27 protein-coding genes and 1 tRNA gene are annotated in these 26,808 nt (G+C 66.2%); 19 read left to right on the top strand and 9 right to left on the bottom strand.

Going from position 1 to position 26,808, the window contains the following annotated elements; translation table 11 throughout:
• The first annotated feature begins 36 nt into the window (after positions 1 to 36).
• From Q0Q02_RS00765 to Q0Q02_RS00790, 6 genes are all read left to right on the top strand, one after another.
• Positions 37 to 876, top strand: coding sequence for a sugar ABC transporter permease (locus tag Q0Q02_RS00765; RefSeq protein ID WP_293806138.1), 840 nt, complete (start codon positions 37 to 39; stop codon positions 874 to 876).
• The gene (locus Q0Q02_RS00770; RefSeq protein ID WP_293806139.1) at positions 873 to 1,733 is read left to right on the top strand and encodes a carbohydrate ABC transporter permease; all 861 of its coding nucleotides are present in this window, start codon (positions 873 to 875) and stop codon (positions 1,731 to 1,733) included. The genes Q0Q02_RS00765 and Q0Q02_RS00770 overlap by 4 nt, the downstream gene beginning before the upstream one ends.
• Positions 1,714 to 2,454 (top strand): GntR family transcriptional regulator, encoded by a 741-nt coding sequence (locus Q0Q02_RS00775; protein WP_293806140.1) that lies wholly within the window; start codon positions 1,714 to 1,716, stop codon positions 2,452 to 2,454. Before Q0Q02_RS00770 ends, Q0Q02_RS00775 begins: the two co-directional genes overlap by 20 nt.
• Positions 2,455 to 2,460: 6 nt before the next feature.
• Complete coding sequence (locus tag Q0Q02_RS00780) at positions 2,461 to 3,489, top strand: DUF2804 domain-containing protein (RefSeq protein WP_293806141.1); 1,029 nt, start codon at positions 2,461 to 2,463, stop codon at positions 3,487 to 3,489.
• 5 nt (positions 3,490 to 3,494) lie between these two features.
• Positions 3,495 to 4,496, top strand: coding sequence for a DUF2804 domain-containing protein (locus Q0Q02_RS00785; RefSeq protein WP_293806142.1), 1,002 nt, complete (start codon positions 3,495 to 3,497; stop codon positions 4,494 to 4,496).
• 145 nt (positions 4,497 to 4,641) lie between these two features.
• Positions 4,642 to 4,911 carry a hypothetical protein gene (locus tag Q0Q02_RS00790; protein ID WP_293806143.1) on the top strand — a complete coding sequence of 90 codons (270 nt, stop codon included), beginning with the start codon at positions 4,642 to 4,644 and terminating at the stop codon, positions 4,909 to 4,911.
• Here Q0Q02_RS00790 and Q0Q02_RS00795 read toward each other — a convergent pair.
• From Q0Q02_RS00795 to mnmA, 3 genes are all read right to left on the bottom strand, one after another.
• Positions 4,906 to 4,982 (bottom strand) — tRNA-Met (locus Q0Q02_RS00795). The two genes, Q0Q02_RS00790 and Q0Q02_RS00795, sit on opposite strands and share 6 nt — an antisense overlap.
• Positions 4,983 to 5,048: 66 nt before the next feature.
• Positions 5,049 to 5,705 carry a class I SAM-dependent methyltransferase gene (locus tag Q0Q02_RS00800; RefSeq protein WP_293806144.1) on the bottom strand — a complete coding sequence of 219 codons (657 nt, stop codon included), beginning with the start codon at positions 5,703 to 5,705 and terminating at the stop codon, positions 5,049 to 5,051.
• A 37-nt stretch (positions 5,706 to 5,742) separates the two neighbouring features.
• On the bottom strand, positions 5,743 to 6,930 hold the full coding sequence (gene mnmA, locus Q0Q02_RS00805; RefSeq protein WP_293806145.1) for a tRNA 2-thiouridine(34) synthase MnmA: 1,188 nt from the start codon (positions 6,928 to 6,930) through the stop codon (positions 5,743 to 5,745).
• A gap of 8 nt (positions 6,931 to 6,938) precedes the next feature.
• Here mnmA and Q0Q02_RS00810 point away from each other — a divergent pair, with 8 nt between their 5' ends.
• The 8 genes from Q0Q02_RS00810 to Q0Q02_RS00845 all read left to right on the top strand — a co-directional run bounded on the left by Q0Q02_RS00810 (position 6,939) and on the right by Q0Q02_RS00845 (position 15,081).
• The gene (locus Q0Q02_RS00810; protein WP_293806146.1) at positions 6,939 to 8,660 is read left to right on the top strand and encodes a flagellar hook-length control protein FliK; all 1,722 of its coding nucleotides are present in this window, start codon (positions 6,939 to 6,941) and stop codon (positions 8,658 to 8,660) included.
• A gap of 15 nt (positions 8,661 to 8,675) precedes the next feature.
• Positions 8,676 to 9,347 carry a flagellar hook capping FlgD N-terminal domain-containing protein gene (locus tag Q0Q02_RS00815; RefSeq protein WP_293806147.1) on the top strand — a complete coding sequence of 224 codons (672 nt, stop codon included), beginning with the start codon at positions 8,676 to 8,678 and terminating at the stop codon, positions 9,345 to 9,347.
• Positions 9,348 to 9,454: 107 nt separating this feature from the next.
• Positions 9,455 to 9,730 carry a DUF1153 domain-containing protein gene (locus Q0Q02_RS00820; RefSeq protein WP_038359348.1) on the top strand — a complete coding sequence of 92 codons (276 nt, stop codon included), beginning with the start codon at positions 9,455 to 9,457 and terminating at the stop codon, positions 9,728 to 9,730.
• A gap of 202 nt (positions 9,731 to 9,932) precedes the next feature.
• Positions 9,933 to 11,630, top strand: a complete 1,698-nt coding sequence (fliF, locus tag Q0Q02_RS00825) for a flagellar basal-body MS-ring/collar protein FliF (protein WP_293806148.1) — start codon at positions 9,933 to 9,935, stop codon at positions 11,628 to 11,630.
• Positions 11,631 to 11,644: 14 nt separating this feature from the next.
• A complete protein-coding gene (gene fliG / locus Q0Q02_RS00830) occupies positions 11,645 to 12,724 on the top strand; it encodes a flagellar motor switch protein FliG (RefSeq protein WP_293806149.1) in 1,080 nt (359 codons plus the stop codon).
• Between the two features lies 1 nt (position 12,725).
• Positions 12,726 to 13,310 (top strand): FliH/SctL family protein, encoded by a 585-nt coding sequence (locus Q0Q02_RS00835; protein ID WP_293806150.1) that lies wholly within the window; start codon positions 12,726 to 12,728, stop codon positions 13,308 to 13,310.
• A gap of 80 nt (positions 13,311 to 13,390) precedes the next feature.
• A complete protein-coding gene (gene fliN, locus Q0Q02_RS00840; RefSeq protein WP_293806266.1) occupies positions 13,391 to 13,672 on the top strand; it encodes a flagellar motor switch protein FliN in 282 nt (93 codons plus the stop codon).
• 44 nt (positions 13,673 to 13,716) lie between these two features.
• Complete coding sequence (locus tag Q0Q02_RS00845) at positions 13,717 to 15,081, top strand: sigma-54 dependent transcriptional regulator (RefSeq protein ID WP_293806151.1); 1,365 nt, start codon at positions 13,717 to 13,719, stop codon at positions 15,079 to 15,081.
• A 12-nt stretch (positions 15,082 to 15,093) separates the two neighbouring features.
• On the opposite strand, the gene Q0Q02_RS00850 is transcribed toward Q0Q02_RS00845, so the two are convergent.
• The gene (locus Q0Q02_RS00850; RefSeq protein ID WP_293806152.1) at positions 15,094 to 15,408 is read right to left on the bottom strand and encodes a hypothetical protein; all 315 of its coding nucleotides are present in this window, start codon (positions 15,406 to 15,408) and stop codon (positions 15,094 to 15,096) included.
• Positions 15,409 to 15,863: 455 nt separating this feature from the next.
• On the opposite strand from Q0Q02_RS00850, the gene flhA reads away from it, so the two are divergent.
• Both flhA and Q0Q02_RS00860 read left to right on the top strand, forming a co-directional pair.
• Positions 15,864 to 17,993, top strand: a complete 2,130-nt coding sequence (gene flhA, locus Q0Q02_RS00855; RefSeq protein ID WP_293806153.1) for a flagellar biosynthesis protein FlhA — start codon at positions 15,864 to 15,866, stop codon at positions 17,991 to 17,993.
• A 242-nt stretch (positions 17,994 to 18,235) separates the two neighbouring features.
• Entirely contained in the window at positions 18,236 to 19,123 is an 888-nt protein-coding gene (locus tag Q0Q02_RS00860; protein ID WP_293806154.1) for an EamA family transporter, read from the top strand.
• A gap of 148 nt (positions 19,124 to 19,271) precedes the next feature.
• Here the strand turns inward: Q0Q02_RS00860 and Q0Q02_RS00865 are convergent, their stop codons facing one another.
• The gene (locus Q0Q02_RS00865; protein ID WP_293806155.1) at positions 19,272 to 20,309 is read right to left on the bottom strand and encodes a YbhN family protein; all 1,038 of its coding nucleotides are present in this window, start codon (positions 20,307 to 20,309) and stop codon (positions 19,272 to 19,274) included.
• Between the two features lie 160 nt (positions 20,310 to 20,469).
• On the bottom strand, positions 20,470 to 20,853 hold the full coding sequence (locus tag Q0Q02_RS00870) for a DUF305 domain-containing protein (protein WP_293806156.1): 384 nt from the start codon (positions 20,851 to 20,853) through the stop codon (positions 20,470 to 20,472).
• A gap of 156 nt (positions 20,854 to 21,009) precedes the next feature.
• Between Q0Q02_RS00870 and Q0Q02_RS00875 the strand changes: the two genes are divergently transcribed.
• The gene (locus tag Q0Q02_RS00875) at positions 21,010 to 21,624 is read left to right on the top strand and encodes a GNAT family N-acetyltransferase (RefSeq protein ID WP_293806157.1); all 615 of its coding nucleotides are present in this window, start codon (positions 21,010 to 21,012) and stop codon (positions 21,622 to 21,624) included.
• 54 nt (positions 21,625 to 21,678) lie between these two features.
• Here the strand turns inward: Q0Q02_RS00875 and fliJ are convergent, their stop codons facing one another.
• Complete coding sequence (gene fliJ, locus Q0Q02_RS00880) at positions 21,679 to 22,083, bottom strand: flagellar export protein FliJ (protein ID WP_293806158.1); 405 nt, start codon at positions 22,081 to 22,083, stop codon at positions 21,679 to 21,681.
• 235 nt (positions 22,084 to 22,318) lie between these two features.
• Here fliJ and Q0Q02_RS00885 point away from each other — a divergent pair, with 235 nt between their 5' ends.
• Positions 22,319 to 23,536: an MFS transporter gene (locus Q0Q02_RS00885; protein WP_293806159.1), complete on the top strand. Its 1,218-nt coding sequence runs from the start codon at positions 22,319 to 22,321 to the stop codon at positions 23,534 to 23,536.
• A gap of 7 nt (positions 23,537 to 23,543) precedes the next feature.
• Here Q0Q02_RS00885 and Q0Q02_RS00890 read toward each other — a convergent pair whose 3' ends face one another.
• The gene (locus tag Q0Q02_RS00890) at positions 23,544 to 23,897 is read right to left on the bottom strand and encodes a DUF1304 domain-containing protein (protein ID WP_293806160.1); all 354 of its coding nucleotides are present in this window, start codon (positions 23,895 to 23,897) and stop codon (positions 23,544 to 23,546) included.
• Positions 23,898 to 24,079: 182 nt separating this feature from the next.
• Positions 24,080 to 25,426 (bottom strand): flagellar protein export ATPase FliI, encoded by a 1,347-nt coding sequence (gene fliI / locus Q0Q02_RS00895; RefSeq protein WP_293806161.1) that lies wholly within the window; start codon positions 25,424 to 25,426, stop codon positions 24,080 to 24,082.
• 436 nt (positions 25,427 to 25,862) lie between these two features.
• Here fliI and ctrA point away from each other — a divergent pair, with 436 nt between their 5' ends.
• Positions 25,863 to 26,564, top strand: a complete 702-nt coding sequence (gene ctrA / locus Q0Q02_RS00900; protein WP_056711445.1) for a response regulator transcription factor CtrA — start codon at positions 25,863 to 25,865, stop codon at positions 26,562 to 26,564.
• Positions 26,565 to 26,808: the final 244 nt, after the last annotated feature.

The raw sequence follows: 26,808 nt of genomic DNA on the forward strand, positions 1-26,808 counted from the left end.
CTGGGGATCAAGGATTTTCTCAGCCGGTGGACGTTCATGACGCCGGCGGCCCTCCTGCTGCTGGCGACGCTGGCCTACCCGATCCTCTACACGATCCAGATCAGCTTCTCGGAGCTCGATCTGGGTTCGTTCACGCCGTCCGGCTTCGTCGGCTGGGACAATTATCTGACGGTGCTCGAGGACGATCGCTTCTGGAATGCGCTGCGGGTGACCGGCATCTATCTCGTGCTGGCGCTGCCGTTGCAGATGGCCCTCGGCTTCGGCATCGCCTATCTCATCAATGCCGAGTGGCGCTGGCGCGGCGTCGTGCGCGCACTTTTCATCATTCCGATGGTCGTGGCGCCGGTTGTCGCCGGCGGCGTGTGGCGCATGCTGCTCGACCCGCTCTGGGGCGTCGTCAATTATCTGCTCGGCCTGATCGGGGCAGGCCCTGTGGACTGGCTCGGCGATCCCGTGCTCGCGATGGTGACGCTGGTTCTGGTCGACACCTGGCGCTGGACGCCTTTCGTGACGCTGATCGCCACCGCGGCGCTGCTCGCCCTGCCGCAGGACGTGTTCGAGGCGGCGGAGATCGATGGCGCCAATTGGTGGATCAAGTTCAAGTCGATCGCCATTCCGCTTCTCATGCCGGTCATCGCGGCGACCTTCATCGTGCGCTGGCTGGGCGCCGTGAAGATGTTCGATATCGCGCTGGCGACGACCAATGGCGGCCCGGGCCATGCGACCAGCGTGATCAATCTCTTCATCTACGAGGAAGCGTTCCGCTCGCTGAAATTCGCGGAATCCTCGGCGATGGCCGTGATCGTCCTCATCCTCACCATGGCATTGACCGCGATCTTCCTGCGCGGGGCGAAGAAGCTGGAGGACATGTATTGACCGCCGCCTCCTCCACGGCCGTTCGCCGCGGGAAGTTCCCGACGGGCCACTATCTGCGCATCGCTGGCGGCGTCATCGCCTGCGCCTTCTTCCTGTTCCCGGTGTTCTGGATGGTGCTGACATCGTTCAAGATGCCGCGCGATATCTTCACGACCCCGCCGACCCTCTTCTTCACGCCGACGATCGAGACCTACACAAGCTATATCTGGCATGCGGACGTGCCGCGCCGCATGCTGAACACGGTCATCGTCGCCTGCGGTGCCGGGCTGCTCTCGATCGTCGCGGGCTCGATGGCGGGCTATGCGCTGGCGCGGGTGAAGCTGCGCGGCGCGGCAACGATCGGTGCGCTGATCCTGCTGTCGCGCGGCGTGCCGCCGATCGCGCTGGCCGTGCCGATGTTTCTCGTCGCGCGGCGGCTCGGCATCGCCGACCAGCACATCACGCTGATCCTCGCCTACTGCACCTTCCTGATCCCCTACGTGATGTGGCTGATGCGCAGCTTCTTCAAGTCCCTGCCGCCGGAGCTCGAGGAATCCGCGATGCTGGACGGTTGCACGCGCTTCGGCGCCTTTGTGAGGATCATCGTGCCGATCTCGATGCCGGGGCTGCTGTCGACCTTGATCTTCAGCATCATCCTCGCCTGGGAAGAGCTGCTGTTCGCGCTGGTGCTCACGAACCGCTTCGCGACCACGATCCCGGTGGCGATCGCCGGCATTGCCGGCGATAGCGTCAACGGGGCGAATTGGGGGGCGCTGACGGCCGTCGGAACGCTGACCGTCATTCCCGTCGTGATCTTCGCGTTGCTCGTTCAGAAATGGCTGATCAAGGGGCTGGCCGATGGCGCGACCAAGGGCTGACGCGCGGTTGCAGCGGATCGGTGGCCGGGGGCGGGGGGAAGAACCCGGCCCGGTCGCCGTCTATCTGACGAAGTCGGATCTGGCGCGCCAGCATATCCAGGAGATGATCCTGTCGGGCAGCGCGCGGGCCGGCGACCGCATCACTTCGCGCGAGGTGTCGGAAGCACTCGGCATCAGCGAAACGCCAATCCGGGAAGCGATCCGCAGCCTCTCGGCCGAGGGTTGGCTCGATTTCCACGCTCATCTCGGGGTCGTCGTCGCCTCGATCAAGCGCGAGCAACTCGTGGAGGTCTATGCCATCCGCGGTGCGCTGGAGGCGATTGCGATCAGGCTGGGCGGCCCCGCCTACACGGCGAAGACACTGGCCGAGATAGATCGCAATATCGCCTCCTCCGAGACTGCCGTCGCCGCCAATGATGCGGTTCGCTACGGGCGTCTCAATCGCGAATTCCATTGCATCCTGGCCGATACGCCGGCCACGGAATGGACGTTCAAGCTCCTGAACAACCTGTGGGCGCAGACTTCGGCGATGCATCGTGGTTTCGAGGCGGTGCCGGCCCGATTGCGGGGCTCGCTCGATGAGCACAAGGCGATCCGTGAAGCGATCGGCATGGGCGACTTCGAGCGCGGCGCCGAGCTGGTGATCGAGCACGAGCGCATCGCGGGGGACGCGCTGATCGCGGAACTGAGCCGCGAGCGCGGCGACGACAAGCGGACGTAACGACTGATGCTGGACCTGGCCAAGCTCAATCGCGACACCGCGACACGAACCGAACGTGAGCTCACCACCCCTGTCGATCTCTGCCTGCCAAGCGGGCGCCTGAATCCTGCGGCGGTCGGATGGAGCCGGCAGCCGCTGCACCGGGCTAATCTGCGGGGCTGGGGGCGCAACAAGCGCTTCGAGTTCTGGTGCATCATCACGGATGATTTCGTGCTGACCGCCAATATTTCTCATCACGATTATCGCGCGATGATCGCGTCGACCTTCATCGACCTCAAGACCGGGGACGTCTGTGCGACGCGCGAGAACCGATGGCTCCCCCCGCGCGGAATCCTGTCAGGCCTCGACAGGCGTGCTGCGATGGAGGCAGTCGGACAGACGATCACGGTCAGGCTGACGCCGAATGCGGCTGGCGTCGCGATCGACGTCACCACACGGCGATCGACCGTCGCGCTACAGGTATTCGACGAGCCCGGTCGCGAGTCGATGGGCGTGCTCGTTCCCTGGAGCGATCGGCTGTTCCAGTACACATGCAAGAACAATTGCATGCAGGTCCAGGGCAGCGTCGTCGTCGACGGCGTCGAGCGACGCATCACGCGTGGACGCGGCTACGCCATTCACGATCATGGCCGAGGGCGCTGGCCCTACGATACGCGCTGGAACTGGGCCGCGGCCAGCGGCGACACCGACGGCCGCCAGATCGGTTTGCAGTTCGGCGCCAAATGGACGGCCGGAACGCCGTCGACCGAAAACGCGGTGCGCATCGATGGCCGGCTGCACAAGATCAGCCAGGAGCTGATCTGGACCTATGATCGCTCGGACTGGATGGCGCCCTGGTCGATCCGCGGCGAGCGGGTCGATCTCATGTTCACCCCGACGCTCTATCACCGCCATGCCTTCGACCGCTGGGTGATCAGCGCGCATGCCGATCAATGTTTCGGGCATTTCGACGGTGAAATCGTTTCCGACGCGGGCGAGAGGGTGCGCGTCGCCAATGTGTTCGGACTGGCGGAAGAGGTACATCGCAGATGGTAGGCGGCGTGAACAAGACCGAGCCCGAGCTGACCGCCGAGGTCGACCTGTGCCTGCCCAACGGACGGCTCAATCCCGCTGCCGTCGGATGGACGCGGCGACCCTTGCATCGCGCCAATCTGCGGGGCTGGGGACGCAACAAACGGTTCGAATACTGGTGCATCACGACGCCGGAGATCACGGTCGCCATCAACGTGTCGCATAGCGACTACCGGGTGACGCTGGCGACCTTCTTTCTCGACCTGACGACCGTCCAGGCCTTTTCGCAGGCGGAAATCCATTGGCTGCCGCGCGGGCGCATCGATGCCATGCCGGAGCGGTCGGGCAGCGGCGCCACGATCGGGCGGGGCGACGCGATGCTGATCGAGATGCTTCCGACCGCGACCGGGACCAGATTGCGCGCGACCACGCCGCGCCTCACCGTCGATCTCGAGGTCATCGAGCCGGACGGGCACGAGTCGATGGGTGTCGTCGTGCCCTGGGACGATCGCCGCTTCCAATACACACGAAAGGACAACTGCCTGCCCGTGCGCGGGCGGGTCGTCGCGGACGGCGTCGCCTACGAGGTCGATACGGCGACCGCCTACGCGACGCTCGATCATGGTCGCGGGCGCTGGCCCTACTGGATCACCTGGAACTGGGCCTCGGGGAGCGGCCGCAGCGACGGCCATGAGATCGGACTGCAATTCGGCGCCAAATGGACGGACGGGACACCATCCACCGAGAATGCGCTGCGGCTCGATGGGCGGATCGAGAAGATCAGCCAGGAACACGAGTGGATCTATGACCGCGACGACTGGATGAAGCCGTGGCGCATCCGTGGAGATCGCGTCGACCTCGTGTTCACGCCGGTCTACGATCGCTACTCGAATTTCGACCGGCTCATCGTTTGCAGCAAGGAGCATCAATGCTTCGGCTATTTTGACGGCTCCGTCGTCAGCGAAAGCGGCAAACGCTACAAGGTCGAGCGCATCTTCGGTTGGGCCGAAGAGGTCCACCGCCGCTGGTGAGACGTGTGCCGCGAGCGCCGAGGGCACCTTGAACCGAGGCGTTGACCCGGTGCAGTTCCGCTATGACTGTTCGGACCTGTAACGCCTCCGGGCGGACCTGAGAAAACCGGGCAGTTCGACTTTCTTGCCTGGGAACACGCTCGTCGTGCTGGACGCGACGCTGAAGCTGGTCGCGCTGCACCCGGCCGCTGTGAACCACGCCCTCGCGACGGTCGAGGTTCTCGTGCAGACCGTCAAGGCCGGCGATGAATTCGGCGCGGAATCAAAAACCGCCCTGCGCGATCTGGTCGCGACAATGACGGTTCACCCGGCGGAAACCGGATCAGCTCCAGAGATTTCGATCGAAGGCCACCTGACGAAGATGATTGGTGGCGACCATTTCCCCGCGCGCAAAGCTTGGGGGGTAAAGTGGTAGCGGGAGAGGGACTTGAACCCCCGACACGCGGATTATGATTCCGCTGCTCTAACCAGCTGAGCTACCCCGCCACAGGGTCGGAGCCGGCAAGCCGGCTCGTCTTCGAGGCGCGATATAGGCGGCGCAGCGGGGGGCCGTCAAGCCTTGGATTGCGCGTTATCGGCAGAAGCGCGCTTGCGCAGCCGGACGACCTTGAAATAGCCGCGCCCGATATGGACGGTCTCGTAGCGGCCGGTCGCCTTCGCCCAGTCCGTCAGGCGGCTGACCTTGAAGTCGGAGCTCCAGCCGATCGCCTTCGACAGCGGCGCGACCGCGCTCCAGAACGGCGCCAGCAGGCCGCCATCGTCGACGAGGCGGCTGGAGATGACGATCTCGCCGCCGGGCTTCAGGACACGGTCCATCTCGGCCAGCGCCTGCTCGGGATTCGGCACGAGCGTGATCACGAATTGCGCGGTCACCGCGTCGAAGCGCTCGTCGCCGAAGCCGAGGCGGCAGGCATCCATCACCATCAACCCGTGGACATGGTCGAGCTTCTGGCTCTCGACCTTACGATGGGCGACCCTGAGCATGTCGAGCGAGAGGTCGGCGCCGAAGACGCGCGACTCCCGCGTGAAATAGGGCAGGGTGAGCCCGGTGCCGACGCCGATCTCAAGGATGTCGGGTCCACAGGCGCAGGCCGCTTCCACCGCCTCGCGCTGCGGGCGCGCCAGCATGCGCTGATAGATCCGGTCGTAGAACTTGGCCCAGGTCGCGTAGACGCGCTTCTGGCCGTCGAGGTCGTAGGTCACCGACATGGTCTGGGTCCGAGCGGGAGGTCTTGAGCCTGAGCGGTCAGGACAGGGCGAGGGCGGCCGGCGCGGACGCGGCCGGCAGGGCGAGCGGGCGCCGCAGGATGGTGCCGCCGCCCAGCACGCGGGAGCCCGGGCCGGCATCGGCATAGATCGCGCAGGCCTGGCCGGGCGAAACGCCTTCCTCGTCGCTGGCGAGCTCGATGCGCAGGTCGTCCGCGTCGCGGAAGAGCCGGGCCTCGCGCGGGGCGCGGGTCGAACGGACGCGCACGGCGACGTCGAGCCCTTCGGGCGGCAGGGCATCGAGCGACATCTCGCCGAGCCAGTTGAGGTCGCGCAGGCGGATCTCGCGGACGCTGAGCGCCTCGCGCGGGCCGACGATGACGCGGGCGGCGTCGGCATCGAGCCGGAGCACATAGAGCGGCTCGCTCGCGCTGATGCCGAGACCCTTGCGCTGGCCGATCGTGTAATGGAGCACGCCATCATGATGGCCGAGGATGCGGCCATCGAGATGGACGATATCGCCGGGCCGGGCCGCGCCGGGCTTGAGCCGCTCGATGACGTCGGCATAGCGGCCGTTCGGCACGAAGCAGATATCCTGGCTGTCCGGCTTGTCGGCAATGGCGAGGCCGAGTTCGGCCGCGAGCGCGCGGGTCTGCGACTTGTCGATATGGCCGAGCGGGAAGCGCAACAGGTCGAGTTGCTCCTGCGTCGTGGCATAGAGGAAATAGCTCTGGTCGCGGCTCATGTCGGCCGCGCGGAACAGGCCACGATGGCCGTTGCCGAGATCGCGGCTGAGCACGTAATGGCCGGTCGCCAGCGCGTCGGCGCCGAGCTCCTTGGCAAGATCGAGCAGGTCGCGGAACTTTACGGTCCGGTTGCACTCGACGCAGGGGATCGGCGTCTCGCCGGCGAGATAGCTCTCGGCGAAGCGCTCGATCACGGCATCGCGAAAGCGGCTTTCGTAATCCAGCACGTAATGCGGGATGCCGATGGTTTCCGCGACGCGGCGGGCGTCGTGGATATCCTGCCCGGCACAGCAGGCGCCGGCACGATGCACGGCCGCGCCATGGTCGTAGAGCTGGAGCGTGACGCCGACGACATCGTAGCCTTCGCGCTTCAGCAGGGCCGCGACCACCGAGGAATCGACGCCGCCGGACATCGCCGCGACGACGCGTGTCGCCGCGGGCGGCTTGGCGATGTCGAGGGAATTGCGGAAGGGCGCGGTCATTCTCGGCTGTGTCGTGGCTGGCTCTGGAGGTTCGAAAGGCGGCGTCGGCGCGTCTGCCGGCTCTATACCGGCTTTGCTCCGATGCCGCCAGCAGGATCGGCAAATCCTGCCGGCCTGGGCTGCCGAACCGGGCTTATATTGCCCGTCGTTCAGGTGCTGCAAGCGCTAAAGCATTGATTCAGAAAGGGTCGTGTCTGGCTTGCAACTTGCTGGACAGGGCCGGGCGCGTTGCTGCCCGCGTCACGGGACCGTTCATGTCGATTCAGTCTGCGTTCACCAGTCAGGCCACTGCCGACGCACCGGCCGCCCGGTCGCGCGCCGCTCAAACCGAGCAGCGCGAGGGCGGGGAAGTCTTCACGCTGCCCGAGACCGAGACCTCTGCCGCCGGAGCGAACAAGGCTGGCACGGCGGGGAAGGTGGCTGCTTCGGGCGAGGCCGGGGCGGCCAAGGACGCTGCCGAGCCGGTTGCCGATCCCGCCAAGATTCAGGCGCAAGGGAATGCATCTCAAACGGCCATCGTGGCGGCTGTGCCCGTCGCGGCGCCCGCTGCGAGTGGCAAGCCTGCTCCGGATGCGACCGGGATCGCCTTCCTGATCGCAATGGCCGCTGCCCAGACTGGCACCCAGGCCGAAGTGACCGGCGAGGGGAAGGCGACGGAGTCGGGAGAGGTCGCAGGCGAGGTCCGCGAGGGCGCGGCGAAGAAAGACGGCAAGACAACCTCAGAGGACAAAGGCGAGGCCGCCGCGGCGGTATCCGCTCCCGGGGCTGAAAATCAGGTTGTGACGACACCGGTGCCAGTCGTGCTCGTGCCTCCGGTGGTCTTGTCGCAGGGGCCGCTGCTGGCGGTCGATGCGGCTGCCGGTGAGGCCGTCGGCACCGTGTCGGCCGAGGGCGGAGCCAAGAAGGAAGCCGCGAAGCCGGCGCTTGCCGCTGCGACCGCAGGGCTACCGCTCATCACGACGTCGGCGCCGGAGCAGCCGCGGCCGGAAACCGCCCTGGCTGCCGACGGCAAGGGGGGGCAAGGCGGCGTCCATGCTGTCGGGGCAGCCGGGCAGGACTTCGCGGATATCGTGGCGAAGGCCGACCAGTCGGCTGCGGCCAGCGGCGCGCCGGCTCCCGCCGACGCAAAGGCGCTCGACGCCCTCCAGCAGCCGACGACGCCGTTCGACCTGTCGACCTTGCTGCAACAGGTCTCCGGGAAGGCCGGGCATGACCGTTTGCTCCAGCCGCTCGACCTAAATGCGGCGACGGGCGGCGCTCCCGGCGCCCCGGGGCAAGGTACGGCGAGTGGCCAGCCGACGCCGATCCATGTCGTGCCGATCGAGATCGGCCTGCGCGCTATGTCGGGCTCGCGGCAGTTCGACATCCGGCTCGACCCCGAGGAACTCGGCCGTGTCGACGTCAATCTGTCGATCTCCGACAAGGGCGAGGTCAGCGCCAAGCTGGTGGTGGACCGCGTCGAAACCCTGCATCTCCTCCAGCGCGATGCGCGCACGCTGGAGCGCGCCTTCGAGCAGGCGGGCTTGAAGCCGTCCGACGGCGGCGTGGACATCACCCTGCGCGACCCGTCCGATCAATCGGCCTTCCGCCAGAACCGCCAGCAGGACGAGGCGCCGCAGCGCCCGCGCCAACCGGGCGGTATCGAGCTCACCGAAGACGCCCCCCTTTCGATCGACCCCGTGCCGCAGCGCCGCCTCATCCGGCTCGGCGGCGTCGATCTCAGCATCTGAACGAGGACAAGCGCCATGGCGGTTTCCGGCACATCAGGCACTTCCGGCACATCCGGCACCAGCAACAGTACGGTGACAGGCTCCACGAGCGGCATTGCCAACAATTTCGACCAGTTCCTGACGCTGCTGACGACGCAGCTCAAGAACCAGTCGCCGCTGGACCCGCTCGACACCAACCAGTTCACCCAGCAGCTCGTGCAGTTCGCCGGCGTCGAGCAGCAGCTCAAGACCAATGAGACGCTGGGCTCCCTGCTCAGCCTCAGCGCGGCGGGGACGGCGACGAACGCGGTCGGCTTCATCGGCTCCACGATCACGGCCGACGGCACCACGACCCGGCTCGCCAACGGCAAGGCCGACTGGAAGGTCAGCATGGCCTCGGCCGGCACCGCCACGATCACCATCAAGAATTCCAGCGGCAGCGTCGTCCAGACGATGACCCGGACGCTGACCGCTGGCGACCAGACCTTCAGCTGGGACGGCTCGACCTCGCTCGGCACCGCGGCGCCGGATGGCGAGTACAGCATTTCGATCGATGCCAAGAACGTCCTGGGCGAGAGCATCACGGCAAAGACGCAGGTCAGCGGCGTGGTCGACGGCGTCGATTTCACCTCGTCGATCCCGATGCTCAAGATCGGCTCGATCACGGTGCCGATCGACAAGGTCAAGAGCGTGGTGCGCAGCGATTGAGCGCGGGCGAATCAGTCGTGGACATCCGAGGCGATCTTTTTAGCCAATTCTTAAAGCCGCCCGCCTATGCTGCCCTCAGTAGCTCTGTTGAGTTGTGTGAGAGTACCATGACCGAGCCATTGCGACCGCGGGTGAAGTACGTGATCGGACCGGACGGAAGTCCGCTGACGATCGCGGACCTGCCCCCGATGAATACCAGGCGCTGGGTCATCCGGCGGAAGGCCGAGGTGGTGGCTGCCGTGCGCGGCGGGCTGCTCAGCCTCGAAGAGGCGTGCCAGCGCTATACGCTGACCGTCGACGAGTTCCTGAGCTGGCAGATGTCGATCGACCAGCACGGCCTCGCCGGCCTGCGGACGACCCGGATCCAGCACTACCGCCAGTAAGAAGCAGATATTCTCGTTTCTTTTCAAAGGCGTCGGCCCGAACAGGGCCGGCGCCTTTGGCGTTTGCGCGGCAGGGTCGGCCAGAAAGTTTAACGAAGCGTCCCCAAAAATTAACCAGCCGCTAACCATGGACTGGGAAAAACTTGCCTAGTGGGGCGGGCAGGTGTGCCGCCCCCTGCGATTCTGTGGGACGGATGGCGGCGTGAACGGCCTGATCGAGCAGTTTGCCAAATTCGGAGCGGCGCGCCTGGCGGCCATGCTGGCCGTCACACTGGTGCTCGTCGGCTTCTTCGGCTTCGTGATGCTGCGGATGTCCCAGCCGGCGATGAGCGTGCTGTTCTCGGATCTGGGCAGCCAGGACGTCAGCGCCATCCTCAAGGATCTCGACGCGCGCGGCATCAAGTACGAATTGCGCGGCGACGGCCAGACGGTCCTGGTGCCGAAGGCCGATGTGCCGCGGTTGCGCCTCGACCTCGCGGGCAAGGGCATCCCGGCCGGCGGAGGCGTCGGCTACGAGATCTTCGACAAGGGCGACGCCTTCTCCTCGACCAGCTTCGTCCAGAACATCAATCATCTCCGCGCGCTCGAGGGCGAACTGTCGCGCACCATCCGCTCGATCGGCCGGGTGCAGTCGGCGCGCGTCCATCTCGTCATTCCCGAGCGGCGCCTGTTCGAGCGCGACCGCGAGCCGCCGCGCGCCTCGATCGCGCTCAAGCTCGCCGGCGATCTCGATGCCGCGCAGGTCCGGGCCGTGCGCCATCTCGTCGCCTCGGCCGTCGACGGACTGAAGCCGGAGCGGGTCTCGATCGTCGACGAGCGCGGCCGGCTCCTGGCGGACGGCGCGCAGAGCGACCAGGGCTTGATCGGGCTCGGCATCGAGGAGCGCCAGACCGCGATCGAGAAGCGCATCAAGTCTCAGGTCGAGGATATCGTCGCCAGCGTCGTCGGCTATGGCCGGGCGCGGGTGCAGGTCTCGGCCGCGCTCGACACCAACCGCGTCGAGAGCCGTTCCGAGAGCTACGATCCGGAAAGCCGGGTCCTGCGCTCCAGCCAGAACCGCACGGAGGCTTCGACCACGACCGAAGGCGGCAACGGCACGGTCACCGTCGGCAACGAACTGCCGGGCGCCCAGCAGACGCAAGGCGCCCAGCAGAACCAGCGCGAGAACTCCTCGAAGAACGAGGAGGTCGCCAATTACGAGATCTCGCGCACCACCCGCACCGAGGTGCTGGAGGGCGGGCGGGTCAAGAAGCTCTCGGTCGCGGTCCTCGTCGACGGCAACTATACCCGCAGCCCGGCCGGCGAATTGTCCTATCAGCCGCGTAACAACGAGGAACTGGAGCGCATCGGCGAGCTCGTGCGCACCGCCGTCGGCTTCGACCAGGGCCGTGGCGACAAGGTCGAGGTCGTCAACCTGCGCTTCGCCGAGGCGCCGCCGCCGCCGGCCGATCTCGCCGAGCAGACGCTGCTGCAGCAGCTCACCTCCTTCACCAGGGAGGACCTCGTTCGCTTCGCCGAGCTCGCCGTCATCTCGCTGCTGACCGTGATCGTGCTGATGACGGTGGTGCGCCCGCTGCTGAAGCAGGTTCTGGCTTCCGACAACAGCAATATCCGGGCGATCCCCTCCTTCATGCTCAACGGCGGCGTTGCCTTGGCCGGTCCCGCTGGTGCGACCGGCGACCCGGCCGGCAGCACGCGGGCGTTGACGGTCGGTCCCGATGGCGAGCCGCTACCTGTCGATGTGGACGCCCCCGCTTCCGAGCGGATGCTGGCAATCGCGCAGGTCAAGGGGCAGCTCAAGGCGCAGTCCGTGGAAAAGATCGGGGCTCTGGTCTCACAGAATCCGGCCGACTCGGTCGCGGTGCTGCGGAGCTGGATCCACGAGAAGTCCGCCGCGTGACGGGGCGCTGAGACATGGCCGAGACCCGATCCATCGCGACGCGGAACCCTGGCTTGCCGGATGCCATCGAGGGCGGCGGCTTCGGCGTGACCAGTGTCGCCGAGATGACTGGCCCGCAGCGCGCTGCCGTCATCCTGCTCGTGCTGGGCGAAGATCACGGCCGCGCGATCTGGAAGGAATTCGACGACGACGAGATCCGCATCATCACGCGCGCCATGGCCGAGCTCGGCACCGTCGATGCCGACGAGGTCGAACGCCTGATGCTCGATTTCGTCGGCAAGCTTTCCAGCGCCGGCGCGATCACGGGTTCGTTCGACCGCACGATCTCGCTGCTCGAGAAGATCCTGCCGACCGATCAGGTCGCGCTGATCATGGAGGAGATCCGCGGGCCTGCCGGCCGCAACATGTGGCAGAAGCTCGGCAATATCGACGCTGTCGTGCTCGCGAACTTCCTCAAGAACGAGTATCCGCAAACCATCGCGGTCATCCTGTCGAAGATCCGGGCCGAGCATGCCGCCAACGTTTTGCGCAACCTGCCGAACGAGCTCTCGATCGAGGTCGTCGGGCGCATGCTGCGGCTGGAATCGGTGCAGAAGGAAGCGCTCGACCATATCGAGAACACGCTGCGTACCGAATTCGTCTCGACGCTGACCCAGACGCGCCGGCGCGACCCGCACGAGATGATGGCCGAGATCTTCAACGGCTTCGACCGGCAAACCGAGATACGCTTCCTTTCGGCGCTGGATGCCTCGAACCAGGAGTCGGCCGAGCGCATCCGCGCCCTGATGTTCACCTTCGAGGACCTTGCCAAGCTCGATCCGGCTGGCCTCCAGACGCTGGTGAGCCAGGCCGACAAGGACACGCTGGCGCGCGCGCTCAAGGGCGCCAGCCAGTCGATGCGGGAGTTCTTCTTCGGGGCGATGTCGCAGCGCGCCTCCAAGGTCATGCAGGACGATATGGAAGGCCTTGGCCCCTTGCGGCTCAAGGAAGTCGACGAGGCGCAGACCAAGCTCGTGCAACTGACCAAGGACCTGGCCGACAGGGGCGAGATCGTGCTGTCCAAGGGCAGCGCCGACGACGAGTTGGTGTACTGAGATGGCTTCCGCGACAAAATTCATGTTCGGCACGGATTTTCGCGAAGGCAGCCGCAAGGCGGCCGGCGAGGCCGAACTCGCTGCCGCCCGCGCGGAGGGCTTTCATGCCGGGGTCGAGCAGGCGCATCGCGAGGCGCAAGGCCAGCTCGCTGGCCTGACCGGACAGCTCGCGCGTTCGGCCGAGCGGCTGTTCGCGCAGGAGGCGGCTCGCGCCGCCGCAATCGAGGAACATGCGGCGCATGTCGCGATCGCGACGGCGAAGGCGCTGGCCGGGGCGGCGCTCGCCGAGAAGCCGCTGGCGGCTCTGGAAGGGGCCATCCGCGAGTGCCTGAGCCACGCCCGAACGGCGCCGCATCTGGTGCTGCGCGTCCATGAGAGCGTGGTCGAGCCCGCTGAGGAGCTGGTCCGCAAGCTTGCGGCCGAGCACGGCTTCACCGGCAAGCTGATCGTGCTCGGGCAGCCTGACATCACGCCCGGCGACGGGCGCATCGAATGGGCGGAGGGCGGCTTCGTCCTCGACAGCCAGCAACTCACGGCTCTGGTCGAACAGGCGGTCGCGCGCGTGTTCGGCCACGGCCAATCATAAAGGTCTGCGCCATGAGCCAGGAGAACGATCTCAACCTGCCACCGCTGAACCAGGCCGACCTGTCCTTCGACCATGGCGACATGTCCGTTGCGCGCTCGGGCTCGGTGCCGGTGAAGACGGCCGAGGACCTCGAGCAGGTCTTCGATGTGCCGGTCACCGTTTCCGCCGTGCTCGGCTCCTCGAAGGTCGCGGTCGGCGACCTGCTCCAGATCGTGCCGGGCGCAGTGCTCGAACTCGACCGGCGCGTCGGGGAGGCCATCGACATCTTCGTCAACGAGCGGCTGGTCGCGCGCGGGGAAGTCGTCGTCGTCGAGGACCGGCTCGGCGTGACCATGACGGAAATCATCAAGGCGGACCGGTGACGGCCCGCCTACTGATCAGCACGACAAGCAGAAGGACCTGAGCCATGCGCCTCATCATCGCCGGCGGTCTCAAGGGGCAGATCATCGCAGCGGCCAAGATCGCCATGTCGCATGGCGCTGCCGTGACCCATACCGAAAGCCTCGACCAGACGCTCGCGGTGCTGCGCGCCAAGGGCGCCGACCTGCTCATGGTCGACGTCGTGCAGCCGATCGCATCCTATGTCGCGGCGCTGGAGAGCGAGCGCATTCGCACGCCGATCGTTGCCTGCGGCACCTCGACCGATGCGCGCGCCGCCGTAGCCGCGATCCAGGCCGGTGCGCGCGAATATGTGCCGCTGCCCCCCGATCCGGAGCTGATCGCCGCGGTGCTGGAGGCGGTCGCCGCCGACCAGTCCAGCCTGATCTGGCGGGATCCCGCGATGGAGCGCGTCGTGCAGCTCGCCACGCAGATCGCGCGCTCGGAGGCGCCTGTGCTGGTCACCGGCGAGAGCGGCACCGGCAAGGAGGTGATCGCGCGCCACCTTCACCAGAAATCCGGCCGCAAGGACCGTCCCTTCGTTGCGGTGAACTGCGCCGCCATTCCTGATAATCTGCTCGAATCCGAGCTGTTCGGCCACGAAAAGGGCGCCTTCACCGGCGCCATCGCGCGGCGCATCGGCAAGTTCGAGGAGGCGAATGGCGGCACGCTGCTGCTCGACGAAATCTCGGAGATGGATGTCCGCCTGCAGGCCAAGCTGCTGCGCGCGCTGCAGGAGCGCATGATCGACCGCGTCGGCGGCACGCAGCCGGTCAAGGTCGATATCCGGATCATCGCGACCTCGAACCGCAACCTGGCGGATGCCGTTCGCGAAGGCTCGTTCCGCGAGGACCTGCTCTACCGGCTCAATGTCGTGCATCTGCGCCTGCCGGCACTGCGCGAGCGGCCCGGCGACATCCTGGTGCTGGCAGATCACTTCGCCAAGAAATATGCGGATCTGAATGGGCTGCCGGCACGTCCGATAGCGGCCGATGCGCGCAAGCTGCTGCTCACCAGCGCCTGGCGCGGCAACGTCCGCGAACTTGAGAACACGATGCACCGGGCGGTGCTGCTGGCGAGCGGAACCGAAATCGCGGCCTCGGCGGTGCTCAGCCCGGAAGGGGAGGCGCTGGCACCTGCACCCTCGCGCGATCCGGCTGCGCGTGCGGCCCAGACGGCGGAGGCGATGACGCGTTCGCTGGTGGGGCACACCGTCGCCGATGTCGAGCGCGAGCTGATCCTCGATACGCTCGATCATTGCCTCGGCAACCGCACCCATGCGGCCAAGATTCTGGGAATCTCGATCCGCACGCTGCGCAACAAGCTCAGCGAGTATACCTCGGCGGGGATTACCGTGGCCGAGCCGGGTCAGACGCGCATCAGCGCTGCCTGACCCGAGAGCCGATCAATAGTAGCGCCTACGGTAGTAGTAGCGCGGCCGGGCATAATAGCGCGGGCGGTAGTAGTAGCGCGGGCGCGCGTAGTAGCGGGGACGGGCATAATAGCGCGGCCGGCGGTAGTAATAGTACTGGCTGAATTCGGCGTCGGTCTTGTCGAGCGCCTCCTTCGTTTCGGCGGTCACGGCCTCTTCGCCCTTCGCGGGCTTGGCGTCCGGCAGCGGAACCAGCTTGGGCTGGGCCGCTTCGGCGGCGGCGATGCCGCCCATGCCGGCTGCGGCGAAGCCACCGACCAGTGTCATCAGGAATGAACGTCTGTCCACGACGGCCTCCAGGCTGTTGTTACCACATCTCCCAAGGCATTCTTAGAGAGGGAATGCCGGCAGGGAATAATGCATTTAAATGATGCTTTGTTCCATTCGATCCGCTTTCGTGCGCTATGATTAAAAGCTTCACGATCAATCCACCGCGTTGAGCGGTCTCGCGACGCTTTCGAGCGGTTTGCGTTCGGCCGGAAACGCGAAGCGCGCGGCAATGGCCGCCGCAGCCAGCATCTGTGCCGCGCCCAGCAGATAGCCGCCGAAGACGCTGCCGCGCGTATGGCGTTGGGTGGCAAGGACCTCCGGCCGATAAGGTTCCGATGGAGCATTCGGGGACAGGTTGCCGAGGCCCGGCTTAACCAATCGTTCACCATAGGCCCGGCAAGAATTGCCGAGCTGCGCCCTGCTTCGGGGCGCATCCTGTCATGGACAGGTAACGGCGTGGGGCGGAACGGTCGATGACCGATGTGACAGCAGGGCAGGGCAGAGGCTTCGCCATTCCCGATCGCGGGGCGATGGGGAAACTGCTCAATCGCCCAGACCTCTTCCTCGCCATCGGCGTCATGGGCATCCTGGTGGTGCTCATCTTCCCGATGCCGGCGGTGCTGCTCGACCTGATGCTGGCGTTGTCGATCATCCTGTCGGTGCTCGTGCTGATGACCGCGCTCTTCATCGAGGAGCCGCTGGAATTCTCGGCCTTCCCGACCGTGCTGCTGATCGTCACCATGTTCCGGCTGGCGCTGAACCTCGCCTCGACGCGCCTGATCCTCGCCCATGGCCATGAGGGCACTTCGGCGGCGGGCCATGTGATCGAGGCTTTCGCCGGCTTCGTGATGAGCGGCAATTTCGTGATCGGCGTCATCGTCTTCACGATCCTGATCATCGTGAACTTCGTCGTCATCACCAAGGGCTCGGGGCGTATCGCCGAGGTCGCTGCCCGCTTCAGCCTCGACGCCATGCCGGGCAAGCAGATGGCGATCGACGCCGACCTCTCGGCCGGCCTGATCGACCAGGATACAGCCAAGGTCCGCCGCAGGGCGCTGGAGGATGAGTCGTCCTTCTTCGGCTCGATGGACGGTGCCTCGAAATTCGTACGCGGCGACGCGATCGCCGGCCTGCTGATCACCTTCATCAACGTGCTCGGTGGCATCGTCATCGGCGTCGCGCAGCAGGGGCTGAGCTTCGGCCAGGCGGCGACGAACTACACGCTGCTCACCGTCGGCGACGGCCTCGTCAGTCAGGTTCCGGCGCTGATCGTCTCGACCGCGGCGGGCCTGCTCGTGTCGAAGGCGGGCGTGCGCGGCGCGGCCGACAAGGCCCTGGGCAAGCAGCTCTCGGGCTATCCCAAGGCGCTCGGCATGTCGGCGGCGGTGATGCTGCTGATCGCGCTTCTGCCGGGCATCCCGATGCTGCCCTTCCTGCTGCTCGCGGGTGGCGCCGCCTATCTCGCTCGCCGCTTCGGCCAGGCTGCCAAGGCACGCGAGGCGCAAGCGGGCGCTGCCGATCCGACGCAGGCCGGCGGCGCGGTGGCGGCGGACGGCACGCCGCGCGAGGAGACGCTGAACGACCTCCTCAAGATGGACGAGCTGAAGATCGAGATCGGCTACGGGCTGCTGCCGCTGGTCAATGCGCCGAGCGGCCAGGACCGGCTGACCGACCAGGTTCGGGCCTTGCGCCGCCAGCTCGCGGCCGAGCTCGGCTTTGTCATGCCGGCGGTGCGCATCGTCGACAACGTCCAGCTCGACGCGAACCACTATTTCATCAAGATCAAGGAGATCGATGCCGGCCAGGGCATCGTCTACGCTGGCCAGTATATGGCGATGGACCCGATGGGCGGTGCGGTAAATCTGCCGGGCCACAACGTGCTGGAGCCGACCTTTGGCCTGCCCGCGACCTGGATCGACGCTGCCTTGCAGGACGAGGCGCAGTTGCGCGGCTACACCGTGGTCGATGCCGCGACCGTGATCTCGACGCATCTCACCGAGGTGCTGAAGTCGAACATGCCGGAACTGCTCTCGCATTCCGAAGTGCAGAAGCTGCTGCGCGAATTGCCCAAGGACCATGCCGATCTCGTCAAGGAGATCGTGCCGAGCCAGATCTCGACCACCGGCATCCAGCGCGTGCTGCAGCTCCTGCTCTCCGAGCGCATCTCGATCCGCGACCTGCCGACCATCATCGAAGGGGTTGCCGAGGTCTCGGCGAGCGTGCGCAACCCGCGCGAGATCGCCGAGCATGTCCGCGCCCGCCTCGCCCGCCAGATTTGCGCCCAGTTCTCGAACATGCAGGGTGTGCTGCCGATCATCACGCTGTCGCCGGCCTGGGAAGGCGTCTTCGCCGAGTCGATCATCGGCCAGGGCGAGGACCGCCATCTCGCCATGCAGCCCTCGCGCCTGCAGGAATTCGTGCATCACGTCCGCGACAAGTTCGAGGATGCGGCGCGCATCGGCGAGATGCCGGCGCTGGTCACCTCGGCCATGGCACGGCCCTTTGCCCGCCAGATCATCGAACGCTTCCGCCGCGAGACGCCGGTGCTCTCGCAGGCGGAGATCCATCCGCGCGTGCGGCTGAAGACGGTCGGCAGCGTCTGAGGCGTTTCGGAAGACCCTCGCGAGCCCTCATCCTGAGGAGCCATTCCGTTGGGAATGGCATCTCGAAGGATGCTTCAGGAGGCTCCGGAACCATCTGGAACATCCTTCGAGACGCAGCCTTCGGCTGCTCCTCAGGATGAGGGCTTGAGGGAGCAATTGGGTTCTTTCGCCTCCGGTTTCCACGGCCCCCCGATGCCTGCGGCGCAATGGTCAGCGCCATAGGCTGCGGCTAAGCGGACATCATGTCGCGCAACGCTCTCCTCTTCGCCGTGATGTGCCTCGTCTGGGGGCTGACCTGGCTGCCGGTGAAGGTCGGGTCGACGCATGTGCCCCCGGTCTTCCTGGCGGCGGTGCGCTTCTCGCTCGCCGGCCTGTTGATGTTGGTCTGGGCCGGGCGTGACGCGCCCAAGGTGCCGAACGGGGCGTGGCCCCGGTTGATCGGCACGGCGCTGCTCCTCAATACCGCCAATTATACGCTGCTGTTCTGGGGCACGAAGCACGCGCCGACCGGGCTTGCGGCGATCGTCAATTTCGCGACGATCCCGATCTACACGCTGCTGGCGAGCCGGGCGATCGAGGGCGTGCGGATCGACGGCCGCAAGCTCCTGGCGATCGCGCTCGGAACCGTGGGCCTGGGCTTTCTGTTCGCGACCCGGGCGATGGGCGGAATCTCGGCCGCCCATGGCGATCCGATGGAGATGACGGGGCTTGCGGCGGTGGCGGCCGGCACGCTGTTCTACTGCGTCGGTGCCGTGCTCTCCCGGCCGATCGCCGGGACGATGCCGACGCTGACGCTGGCCGGCTGGCAGACGCTGATCGGCGGCATCGGCCTGACCGTCGTCTCGCTCACGCTGGAGCCGGTCAGTCTTGCCGATGTCAGGGCGCTGGCGAGCTGGCCGGTGCTGCCGGCGGTGCTCTTCCTGATCGTCGGCGGTTCGCTGATGGGCTTCACCATCTATATGCGGCTGCTGCGCGACTGGGGGGCCTTCCGGGCCGGGCTCTATGCCTTCGTCAGCCCGGCGATCGCGGTCGCGGTCGGCGTGGCCGCGCTCGGCGAGCCCTTCGGCTGGTCGGAAGCGATCGGCGCGCTGCTGATGTTCGGCGCGGCGGCCATCGCGCTCAAGCGATAGAGCGTTTCCGACCTGACTGGATCGTCATTGCGAGGAGCGAAGCGACGAAGCAATCCAGGGGCGGCAGAGCGCCAGGTCCCCCTAGATTGCTTCGCTACGCTCGCAATGACGGGCTGTGTTTCAGTCAGATTGAGAACCGCTCCAGCCTCTACGGCGGCGGAGCGATGCGGGTGCTGCGCTTGAGCTGTGCCCGCTCGAAGGCCAGCACGATCGGCAGCGAGAAGACCAGCGGCAGGATGAGATAGAACAGCCGCCAGATCAGCAGTGCTGCGAAGACGGCGGGTGCCGGAACAGTCGGCATCACCGCCAGGAACACTGCCTCCATCACGCCGACGCCACCGGGAACCTGGCTGAGCAGCCCGGCCGAGAACGAGAGCAGGAAGGCGCCAAGCACGATCAGGAAGCCGGGATTGCCCTGGTCCGGCAGCGCGAAATAGATGATCCCCGCGGCGCCTGCGAGCTCCAGTGGGGCGGCCAGATATTGCCTGAACACGATGGGCAGCCGCGGGTAGATGATCTCGAGCTTGCCGATCTTCAGCGGTTTGAACTGCAGCCAGGAGCCGATCGTGTAGAGCGCGACGAAGGCGAGCATGCCGACGCCGATCCATCGGGCGGTGTTGTCGGTGATCGCGAACCATTTCGACATCCGCTCCAGCGGATGCAGGATCTGCGGCTCGTAGATCAGCACGAGCCCCATCATGAAGATCGTGCCGAAGGCGAAGGTGAAGGAGCAGAGCGCGACGAGCACGGCGACTTCCGCCGTCGTCAGGCCCTTCGCGGTATAGGCCCGGTAGCGCACCATGCCGCCGGAGAAGACCGAGGCGCCGATATTGTGCGAGAGCGCATAGGTCACGAAGGAGCAGAGCGAGATATAGGGCCAGGAAATGCCCTTCTCCTTGCCGAGATGGATCAGCGCGATGCGGTCGTACCAGGCGAGCGCGGCATAGGCGACCAGCGTCGCGAGCGCGGCATGGAAGAAGGCTTCCGGCGGGATCACCGCGATCTTGTGGCCGATGCGGTGGGCGATGATCTTGATGCTCTGCCAGAGGCTGGCATCGGCGAGCAGCGCCTCGATCGTGGCGTCGGAGCCGGCCTCGGCCTTGAGCTTGCTCCAGAGCAGTTCGACGGACCAGACGACCGCAACGAGCCCGATGATCGGCCAGAGATAGTCGAGATAACGTTTCATGGAGGCCGCGGGGCTCAGGACAGATTGGTGACGGGCAATGGCTGGCCCACGTCGTCACCGCTGCGGCGCGAACCTTTCCCCTCTCTGCCAGTGGGGAAGGGCGAGGGCAAGCGCCTGACGTTGCGTGCCCTCGCCTAAGGTCAGAGGAGAGGAGCGACGGCTACTTGCCGTGCTTCTTCAGCCAGTCCTTCATCATCGCGACCTCCTTCTCCTGGTCGCGGATGACGCTTTCGGCGAGCTTGCGGATTTCCGGGTCCTTGCCCTGGGCGAGGACGATCCGGGCCATGTCGATGGCGCCCTGATGGTGCGGGATCATGCCGCGGACGAAATCGGCATCGGCATCGCCGGAATAGGGGATGTCCATGTCCATGTGCATCTTCATGTTGGCGTCGCGATAGGCCTTGGTCGAGGCGCTCTCGCCGGGTTGCGTCGCTGCGGGAGCGCCGTGGCCGGCATGGCTGCCATGGGATTGCTGGGCCTGGGCAGTGCCAGCGAGCAGGCCGGTGGTGAGAAGGGCTGCCAAGGCGATGGCGGTGCGATTCATCTGGTCTTGTCCTCGATCCGTCGTGATGGCCGGGTGTGCCGGCAGCCTGGAACGCGACGCCGTCGCGCCGGGCATGTTTCATCGGGCGATGATTTTTCGATCCCGATCATGTCATGATCGCGGCCGATTCCCTTCCGAGCCACCGAACCGCCTTTCATGACCCAGAGCCTGACTATCACCCTGACCGGAACGACCGACCTGCCGCCCGGCAAGATCGCGACCATCGTGACCTCGCTGGAGATGTTCGAGCGGCCACGGGTGCGGCACGACCCTGCCGGCACGGAAGGTTTCTCGCTCGAACAGATGGGGCGCTCGGAGATTGAGCGCTATCTCTCCGTCTACCGGCTGCTCGGCGAGCGCTGGATGTGGTTCAGCCGCCTGACCAAGCCGCGTGCCGAGCTCGAGGCGGTGTTCGCTGATCCCGCCATCGAAGTCTACGCGGTTCGCTTCGGGGGGCGCGATATCGGCCTGCTCGAACTGGATTTCCGCCTGGCGGGGGAGGGCGAGCTCGCCTTCTTCGGGCTGGATGAGCCCGTCGTCGGGAAAGGGGCGGGGCGCTGGCTGATGAACCGGGCGCTCGCGCTCGCCTGGGCCAAGCCGATCTCGCGTTTCTGGGTGCATACCTGCACGCTCGACCATCCCGCCGCGCTCGCCTTCTACCAGCGTTCGGGGTTTACCGTCTTCAAGCGTGGGGTCGAGGTCGACGATGATCCGCGCCTGACGGGCAAGCTGCGGCGCGACTCCGTCGAGCACCACCCCATCATCGCATGAAAAAGGGCGGCGTCCCGAGGACGCCGCCCTTTCCTCTAGAAACTGATTGCGGTCTCAGGCGCGCGGGCGCAGCCCGATCGCGTCCATGGTGGCCTGGTCGCGGGCGGCTTCCGCCGCGCGTTCCGAGGCACGCTCGCGGTCGTCGAGTATCTCGACCTTCTTCATGTCCTCGAATGCCTCCTGCAACTCGGCCTTGGCCTCGTCGAGCTGGCCCTTCAGGTTGTCGGCGGACTGGCGCAGGTTGTCGCGGCGACCGAGCGCGGCCTTGGCATAGGTCGGATAGGCGAAATGGGCGGGGTCCGCGATCCCGGCGCGCGATTCCTCGGCCTGGATCTCGCGATCGAGATCGCTCGCCATCCGATGAAAATCGGCGATCATCATCTCGATCTGGCTTACCCGGCGACGTTTCTCGTCGACCTGGAAGCGCTTGAGCCGAAGAAGCGTCTCTCGCGACTTCATGTCGTTTTCAACTCCTGATTACGCATCGGCGGCAACCGACCCCTCGGCGCGCGCCCGAACTCCATCCGCGAGACGAGGAGCAACATGGCGCAAGGAGGTTGACCTTTCCTTACCGGGACGGGCTGTCTTTTACGCATGATCAGGTGGCGTCCCGGTTGCTGCCGCCGGTTGTCGGGATGATCTAGTGACGTTGGATGCTTGGCCGTCCGGCCTCCTGCTCCGCGGATATCCTGTCTTGGCTGCCTCTTCTCGTTTCGGCGGGCACGGCCCCCTGCTGCTAGGCCTTGCGCTGACCCGCATCATCGGCTGGGGCTCGACCTTCTATTCGCCCTCGGTTCTGGTCGGCGCGCTCGATCGCGAGATCGGCCTCAATGCCGAGATCGTCTTCGGCGGCATCACCATCCTGCTGATCACCGGAGCGCTGGTCGCGCCTGCGATCGGGCGCGTGCTCGACCGCGAGGGCACACGACGGTCGATGTGCATCGGTGCGGTGATCTGCGCGTTCGGGCTTGCCGTGCTGTCGCTGGCGCAGGGACCCGTGAGCTATCTCGCGAGCTGGTTCGTGATCGGGCTCGGCCATGCGATGTCGCTCGCCAATACCGGCAACGTCACGATTTCTCAGTTGATGGGCGACAGGACGCGGCGTGTGATCGGGCTGATGATGCTGGTCACGGGGCTCGCTTCCAGTGTATTCTGGCCTTTGACTGCGACGCTGATGAATGCCTTCGGCTGGCGCATGACGCTCGTCATCTTCGCGGCGATGCAGCTTGTCATCGTGCTGCCGATCTATGCGTCGATCCCGCGCTATCGGCATGCGCCGACGCCGGAGGCCAAGCTGGCAAGCGCTCTAGGCACGGCCTTGGCTGGGGAGCACGGCAGTGTGGCCGCGCATTCGCGCCGGGCGGCATTCTGGCTGGTGGCGCTCGCCTTCTCCGCCAGCGGACTCGTCTCCTGGGGGCTGCCGCTGCATCTGATCACCCTGTTCCAGGAGGCGGGGTTGACGCAGGGTGAGGCTGTCTGGGTTGCGGCGTTGAGCGGTCCCGCGACGCTGGCCGCCCGGGCCATCGACGCGACACTGGGTGAGCGATTGCCAGCGGAGAAGGTGGCGTTGTTCGGCCTGTTGTTGGGGCCGGTCCTGTGTCTCGCCTTGCCGCTGGTGCCGATGACGATCACGGCCGCGGCGATCTTCATCGTGCTGTTCAGCGCGGCGCTCGGCGTGATCTCGATCGCGCGGGCGACATTGCCGCTCGCCCTGTTCGGCCGCAACGGTTTCGCGACGATGCTCGGTAAGCTCACCGTGCCGCAGAACATGACTTTCGCCGCCGCGCCTCTGCTTTTCGCGGTGATGGTCGAGCGGCTCGGCGCCAGCCCGACGCTGGTGATCTCGGCGGCGATTCAGGCCGTCGGCTTCGCCGCGATGTTCGCGCTGGTGAGGCTGGTGGCGCGGGGCTGAGGCCCGCTCAGATACGGGCCAGAAGCGCTGCGATGGCGAGCGCGGCGGGCAGGGCCTGGATATAGAGGATCTTGCGGCTGGCGGTCGCCGCTCCGAACAGTCCGGCGGTGAGGACGCAGGCCAGGAAGAACAGCTTGATCGCGAAGCCTTCCGCGCCGAGCCAGAGCCCCCAGACGAGGCCGGCGACGAGGAAGCCGTTATAGAGCCCCTGATTGGCGGCGAGCACCTTCGAGCGCGCGGCGAATTCCGGCGTCAGGCCAAAGGCCTTGTGGCCGCGCGGGGTGTCCCACCAGACCATCTCCAGAATGACGATATAGACATGGATCAGGGCGACGAGGCCCGTCAGCAGCGCGGCGATCATCGGGCGGATATCCTGTGGCGGGAGGCTTCGGTGATCATTAGAGCGTTTTTCGATCTGACTGAAACACAGCCCGTCATTGCGAGCGCAGCGAAGCAATCCAGGGGGCGTAGAGCGCTGCCGCCCCTGGATTGCTTCGTCGCTTCGCTCCTCGCAATGACGGTTCAGTCAGATGGGAAAACGCTTTAGACCGTGCCGCTCATGATGGTGGCCAGACGCGCGTAGCATTCATGGAGCGGGGTCGCGTCGTCCTTGGCCTGCTTGAGGAAGGCTTCGAGCGCGGGATGCAGGCGGATCGCCTCGTCGACCTCGGCGGAGGCGCCCTGGCGATAGGCGCCGAGCCGGATCAGCTCCTCCATGTCGGCATAGGTCGCAAGCGTCGAGCGGGCCTTCTGCACGACCGGATAATAGGCCGGATCGCAGGAGCGGGGCATGGTGCGCGAGACCGATTTCAGGATGTTGACCGCCGGATAGCGCCCGCGCTCGGCGATGGAGCGCTCCATGACGATATGGCCGTCGAGAATGCCGCGGACCGCGTCGGCGACGGGCTCGTCATGGTCGCCGCCGTCGACCAGCACGGTGAAGAGGCCGGTGATCGCGCCATCGCCGGTGCCGGGGCCGGCACGTTCGAGCAGTCGCGGCAATTCGGCGAAGACGGTCGGGGTATAGCCCTTGGTGGTCGGCGGCTCGCCGGCGGCCAGCCCGATCTCGCGCATCGCCATCGCAAAGCGCGTCACCGAATCCATCAGGCACATCACCTGCAGGCCGCGGTCGCGGAAATATTCGGCGAGCGTCAGCGTGGTCAGCGCCGCCTGCTTGCGCATCAGGGCCGGCTCGTCCGAGGTCGCGACGACGACGATCGAGCGGGCGAGGCCCTGCGGCCCGAGATCCTCCTGAAGGAACTCCTGCACCTCGCGGCCGCGCTCGCCGACGAGACCGATGATGTTGACGTCGGCCTGCGCATAGCGGGCGAGCATCGAGAGCAGCACGGATTTGCCGACGCCGGAGCCGGCGAAGATGCCCATGCGCTGGCCGATGCAGCAGGTCAGGAAGGTGTTGAGCGCCCGCACGCCGAGGTCGAGCGGCCGGCCGACGCGGCGTCGGGCATGGGCGTTCGGGGGATCGTTGCGGTAGGCGAAGAGCGTGTCGCCCTGCGGCAGGGGCGGGCCGCCATCGACCGGGCGACCGAGCGCATCGACGACCCGGCCGAGCCAGGCGGGCGTCGGCCTCAAACCCGGCTGCGCGCGGTCGACATGGACGGGGCAGCCGCGGCGCACGCCGTCGAGCCCGCCGAAGGGCATGACCAGCGCCTTGTCGCCGGAAAAGCCGACGACCTCGCAGGGCACGCGGGTGCCGGGCGCGATCTCGATGCCGACGCGTCCGCCCAGGCTCATCGCGCCGATCGGCCCGGCGACCTCGACGAGCAGGCCGCGCACGCCGATGACGCGGCCATAGATGGTAACGCCTTCGATATGCTCGATGGCGTTTGCCAGCGCAGAGAGGCGGTCGTGACCGTGGGAGGGCGCATTCATAGGGGTGATTCAGCTTTGTCGGCAGGGCTGGCGGAAGGCCAGAGCCGCCGCCCGTCGTCCTGTGGATGATTTGGTAAGGGTTCCTAACAAATTGCGCTCATTTACCAGCTGTTAAGCTCTGTGGTTAAGACTGCAGATCGAGGCTGCCGCGTGTCGCAGGGCCATTATCGCCCTGTTTCCCGAAGCAACCCTCCGCGAAAGGCGCTTTCGCGGCCGAGAAGTTCAGCGATCCGTGTCAAATTCGACTCACCTCGACAAGGATCGTTCACTTTCTCTGAGGAAGCGCTTGCGCTCGGGAATCACGGTTTGTTAACCAGTTTCCTCGTAGCGTGTCGCGTGGCGTTTCATTGGGCAAGTGCGTCGTCGTCCAGGGCCGAGTGGTCCGGGCGCAAGCAACGGTCAAACCTGCCCTGCGGGCGAAATTGGGGACGTGGACATGCGGGTTCTGCTGATCGAGGACGATAGCGCGACCGCTCAAAGCATCGAGCTCATGCTCAAATCGGAGAGCTTCAACGTCTATACGACGGATCTCGGCGAAGAGGGCGTCGATCTCGGCAAGCTCTACGACTACGATATCATCCTGCTCGACCTGAACCTCCCCGACATGTCGGGTTACGAGGTTCTGCGCTCACTTCGCGTCGCGAAGGTCAAGACGCCGATCCTGATCCTCTCCGGCCTCGCCGGCATCGAGGACAAGGTGAAGGGTCTGGGCTTCGGCGCCGACGACTATCTCACCAAGCCGTTCCACAAGGACGAGCTGGTCGCCCGCATCCATGCGATCGTGCGCCGCTCGAAGGGCCACGCCCAGTCGGTCATCACCACCGGCGATCTGGTCGTCAATCTCGACACCAAGACGGTCGAGGTCGATGCCGCCCGCGTGCACCTGACCGGCAAGGAATACCAGATGCTGGAGCTGCTCTCGCTCCGCAAGGGCACGACGCTCACCAAGGAGATGTTCCTCAACCATCTCTATGGCGGCATGGACGAGCCCGAGCTCAAGATCATCGACGTCTTCATCTGCAAGCTGCGCAAGAAGCTCGCCAACGCGTCGGACGGCAAGAACTACATCGAGACCGTCTGGGGCCGCGGCTACGTCCTGCGCGAGCCGTCCGATGTCGACGAGCGCATTCCGGCCTGACGCATTTCCGTCGCCTGCCCGTCATCGGGCGGTCATGAAGCGGCGGCATACCAGTTCTTGACCTGATCGTCGGATGTACACGACAGGTCGACGGGGACCCCGCCGAGAGGCGGGGTTTTTGTTTGCGCGGTGCCCGTCGCGCGGGGCCACGAGCGAGGATTGCAGGCGGTCTACGCCGCCCGTCGTCATTGCGAGGAGCGAAGCGACGAAGCAATCCAGGGGGACTGGGCTGAATGCTCGAACC

The sequence above is a fragment of the uncultured Allobosea sp. genome, from assembly GCF_945956895.1.
GTDB lineage: Bacteria > Pseudomonadota > Alphaproteobacteria > Rhizobiales > Beijerinckiaceae > Allobosea.

Bases quoted from the DNA above. Each gene is read 5' to 3' on its own strand.
- Q0Q02_RS00865 (WP_293806155.1), bottom strand. From the start codon at position 20,309: ATGAAACGTTATCTCGACTATCTCTGGCCGATCATCGGGCTCGTTGCG.
- Q0Q02_RS00800 (WP_293806144.1), bottom strand. From the start codon at position 5,705: ATGTCGGTGACCTACGACCTCGACGGCCAGAAGCGCGTCTACGCGACC.
- Q0Q02_RS00860 (WP_293806154.1), top strand. From the start codon at position 18,236: ATGTCGCGCAACGCTCTCCTCTTCGCCGTGATGTGCCTCGTCTGGGGG.
- fliG (WP_293806149.1), top strand. From the start codon at position 11,645: ATGGCCGAGACCCGATCCATCGCGACGCGGAACCCTGGCTTGCCGGAT.
- fliJ (WP_293806158.1), bottom strand. From the start codon at position 22,083: ATGAAGTCGCGAGAGACGCTTCTTCGGCTCAAGCGCTTCCAGGTCGAC.
- mnmA (WP_293806145.1), bottom strand. From the start codon at position 6,930: ATGACCGCGCCCTTCCGCAATTCCCTCGACATCGCCAAGCCGCCCGCG.
- fliI (WP_293806161.1), bottom strand. From the start codon at position 25,426: ATGAATGCGCCCTCCCACGGTCACGACCGCCTCTCTGCGCTGGCAAAC.
- Q0Q02_RS00820 (WP_038359348.1), top strand. From the start codon at position 9,455: ATGACCGAGCCATTGCGACCGCGGGTGAAGTACGTGATCGGACCGGAC.
- Q0Q02_RS00845 (WP_293806151.1), top strand. From the start codon at position 13,717: ATGCGCCTCATCATCGCCGGCGGTCTCAAGGGGCAGATCATCGCAGCG.
- Q0Q02_RS00780 (WP_293806141.1), top strand. From the start codon at position 2,461: ATGCTGGACCTGGCCAAGCTCAATCGCGACACCGCGACACGAACCGAA.
- ctrA (WP_056711445.1), top strand. From the start codon at position 25,863: ATGCGGGTTCTGCTGATCGAGGACGATAGCGCGACCGCTCAAAGCATC.
- Q0Q02_RS00875 (WP_293806157.1), top strand. From the start codon at position 21,010: ATGACCCAGAGCCTGACTATCACCCTGACCGGAACGACCGACCTGCCG.
- Q0Q02_RS00765 (WP_293806138.1), top strand. From the start codon at position 37: ATGACGCCGGCGGCCCTCCTGCTGCTGGCGACGCTGGCCTACCCGATC.
- flhA (WP_293806153.1), top strand. From the start codon at position 15,864: ATGACCGATGTGACAGCAGGGCAGGGCAGAGGCTTCGCCATTCCCGAT.
- Q0Q02_RS00890 (WP_293806160.1), bottom strand. From the start codon at position 23,897: ATGATCGCCGCGCTGCTGACGGGCCTCGTCGCCCTGATCCATGTCTAT.
- Q0Q02_RS00835 (WP_293806150.1), top strand. From the start codon at position 12,726: ATGGCTTCCGCGACAAAATTCATGTTCGGCACGGATTTTCGCGAAGGC.
- fliN (WP_293806266.1), top strand. From the start codon at position 13,391: ATGTCCGTTGCGCGCTCGGGCTCGGTGCCGGTGAAGACGGCCGAGGAC.
- Q0Q02_RS00815 (WP_293806147.1), top strand. From the start codon at position 8,676: ATGGCGGTTTCCGGCACATCAGGCACTTCCGGCACATCCGGCACCAGC.
- Q0Q02_RS00870 (WP_293806156.1), bottom strand. From the start codon at position 20,853: ATGAATCGCACCGCCATCGCCTTGGCAGCCCTTCTCACCACCGGCCTG.
- Q0Q02_RS00775 (WP_293806140.1), top strand. From the start codon at position 1,714: ATGGCGCGACCAAGGGCTGACGCGCGGTTGCAGCGGATCGGTGGCCGG.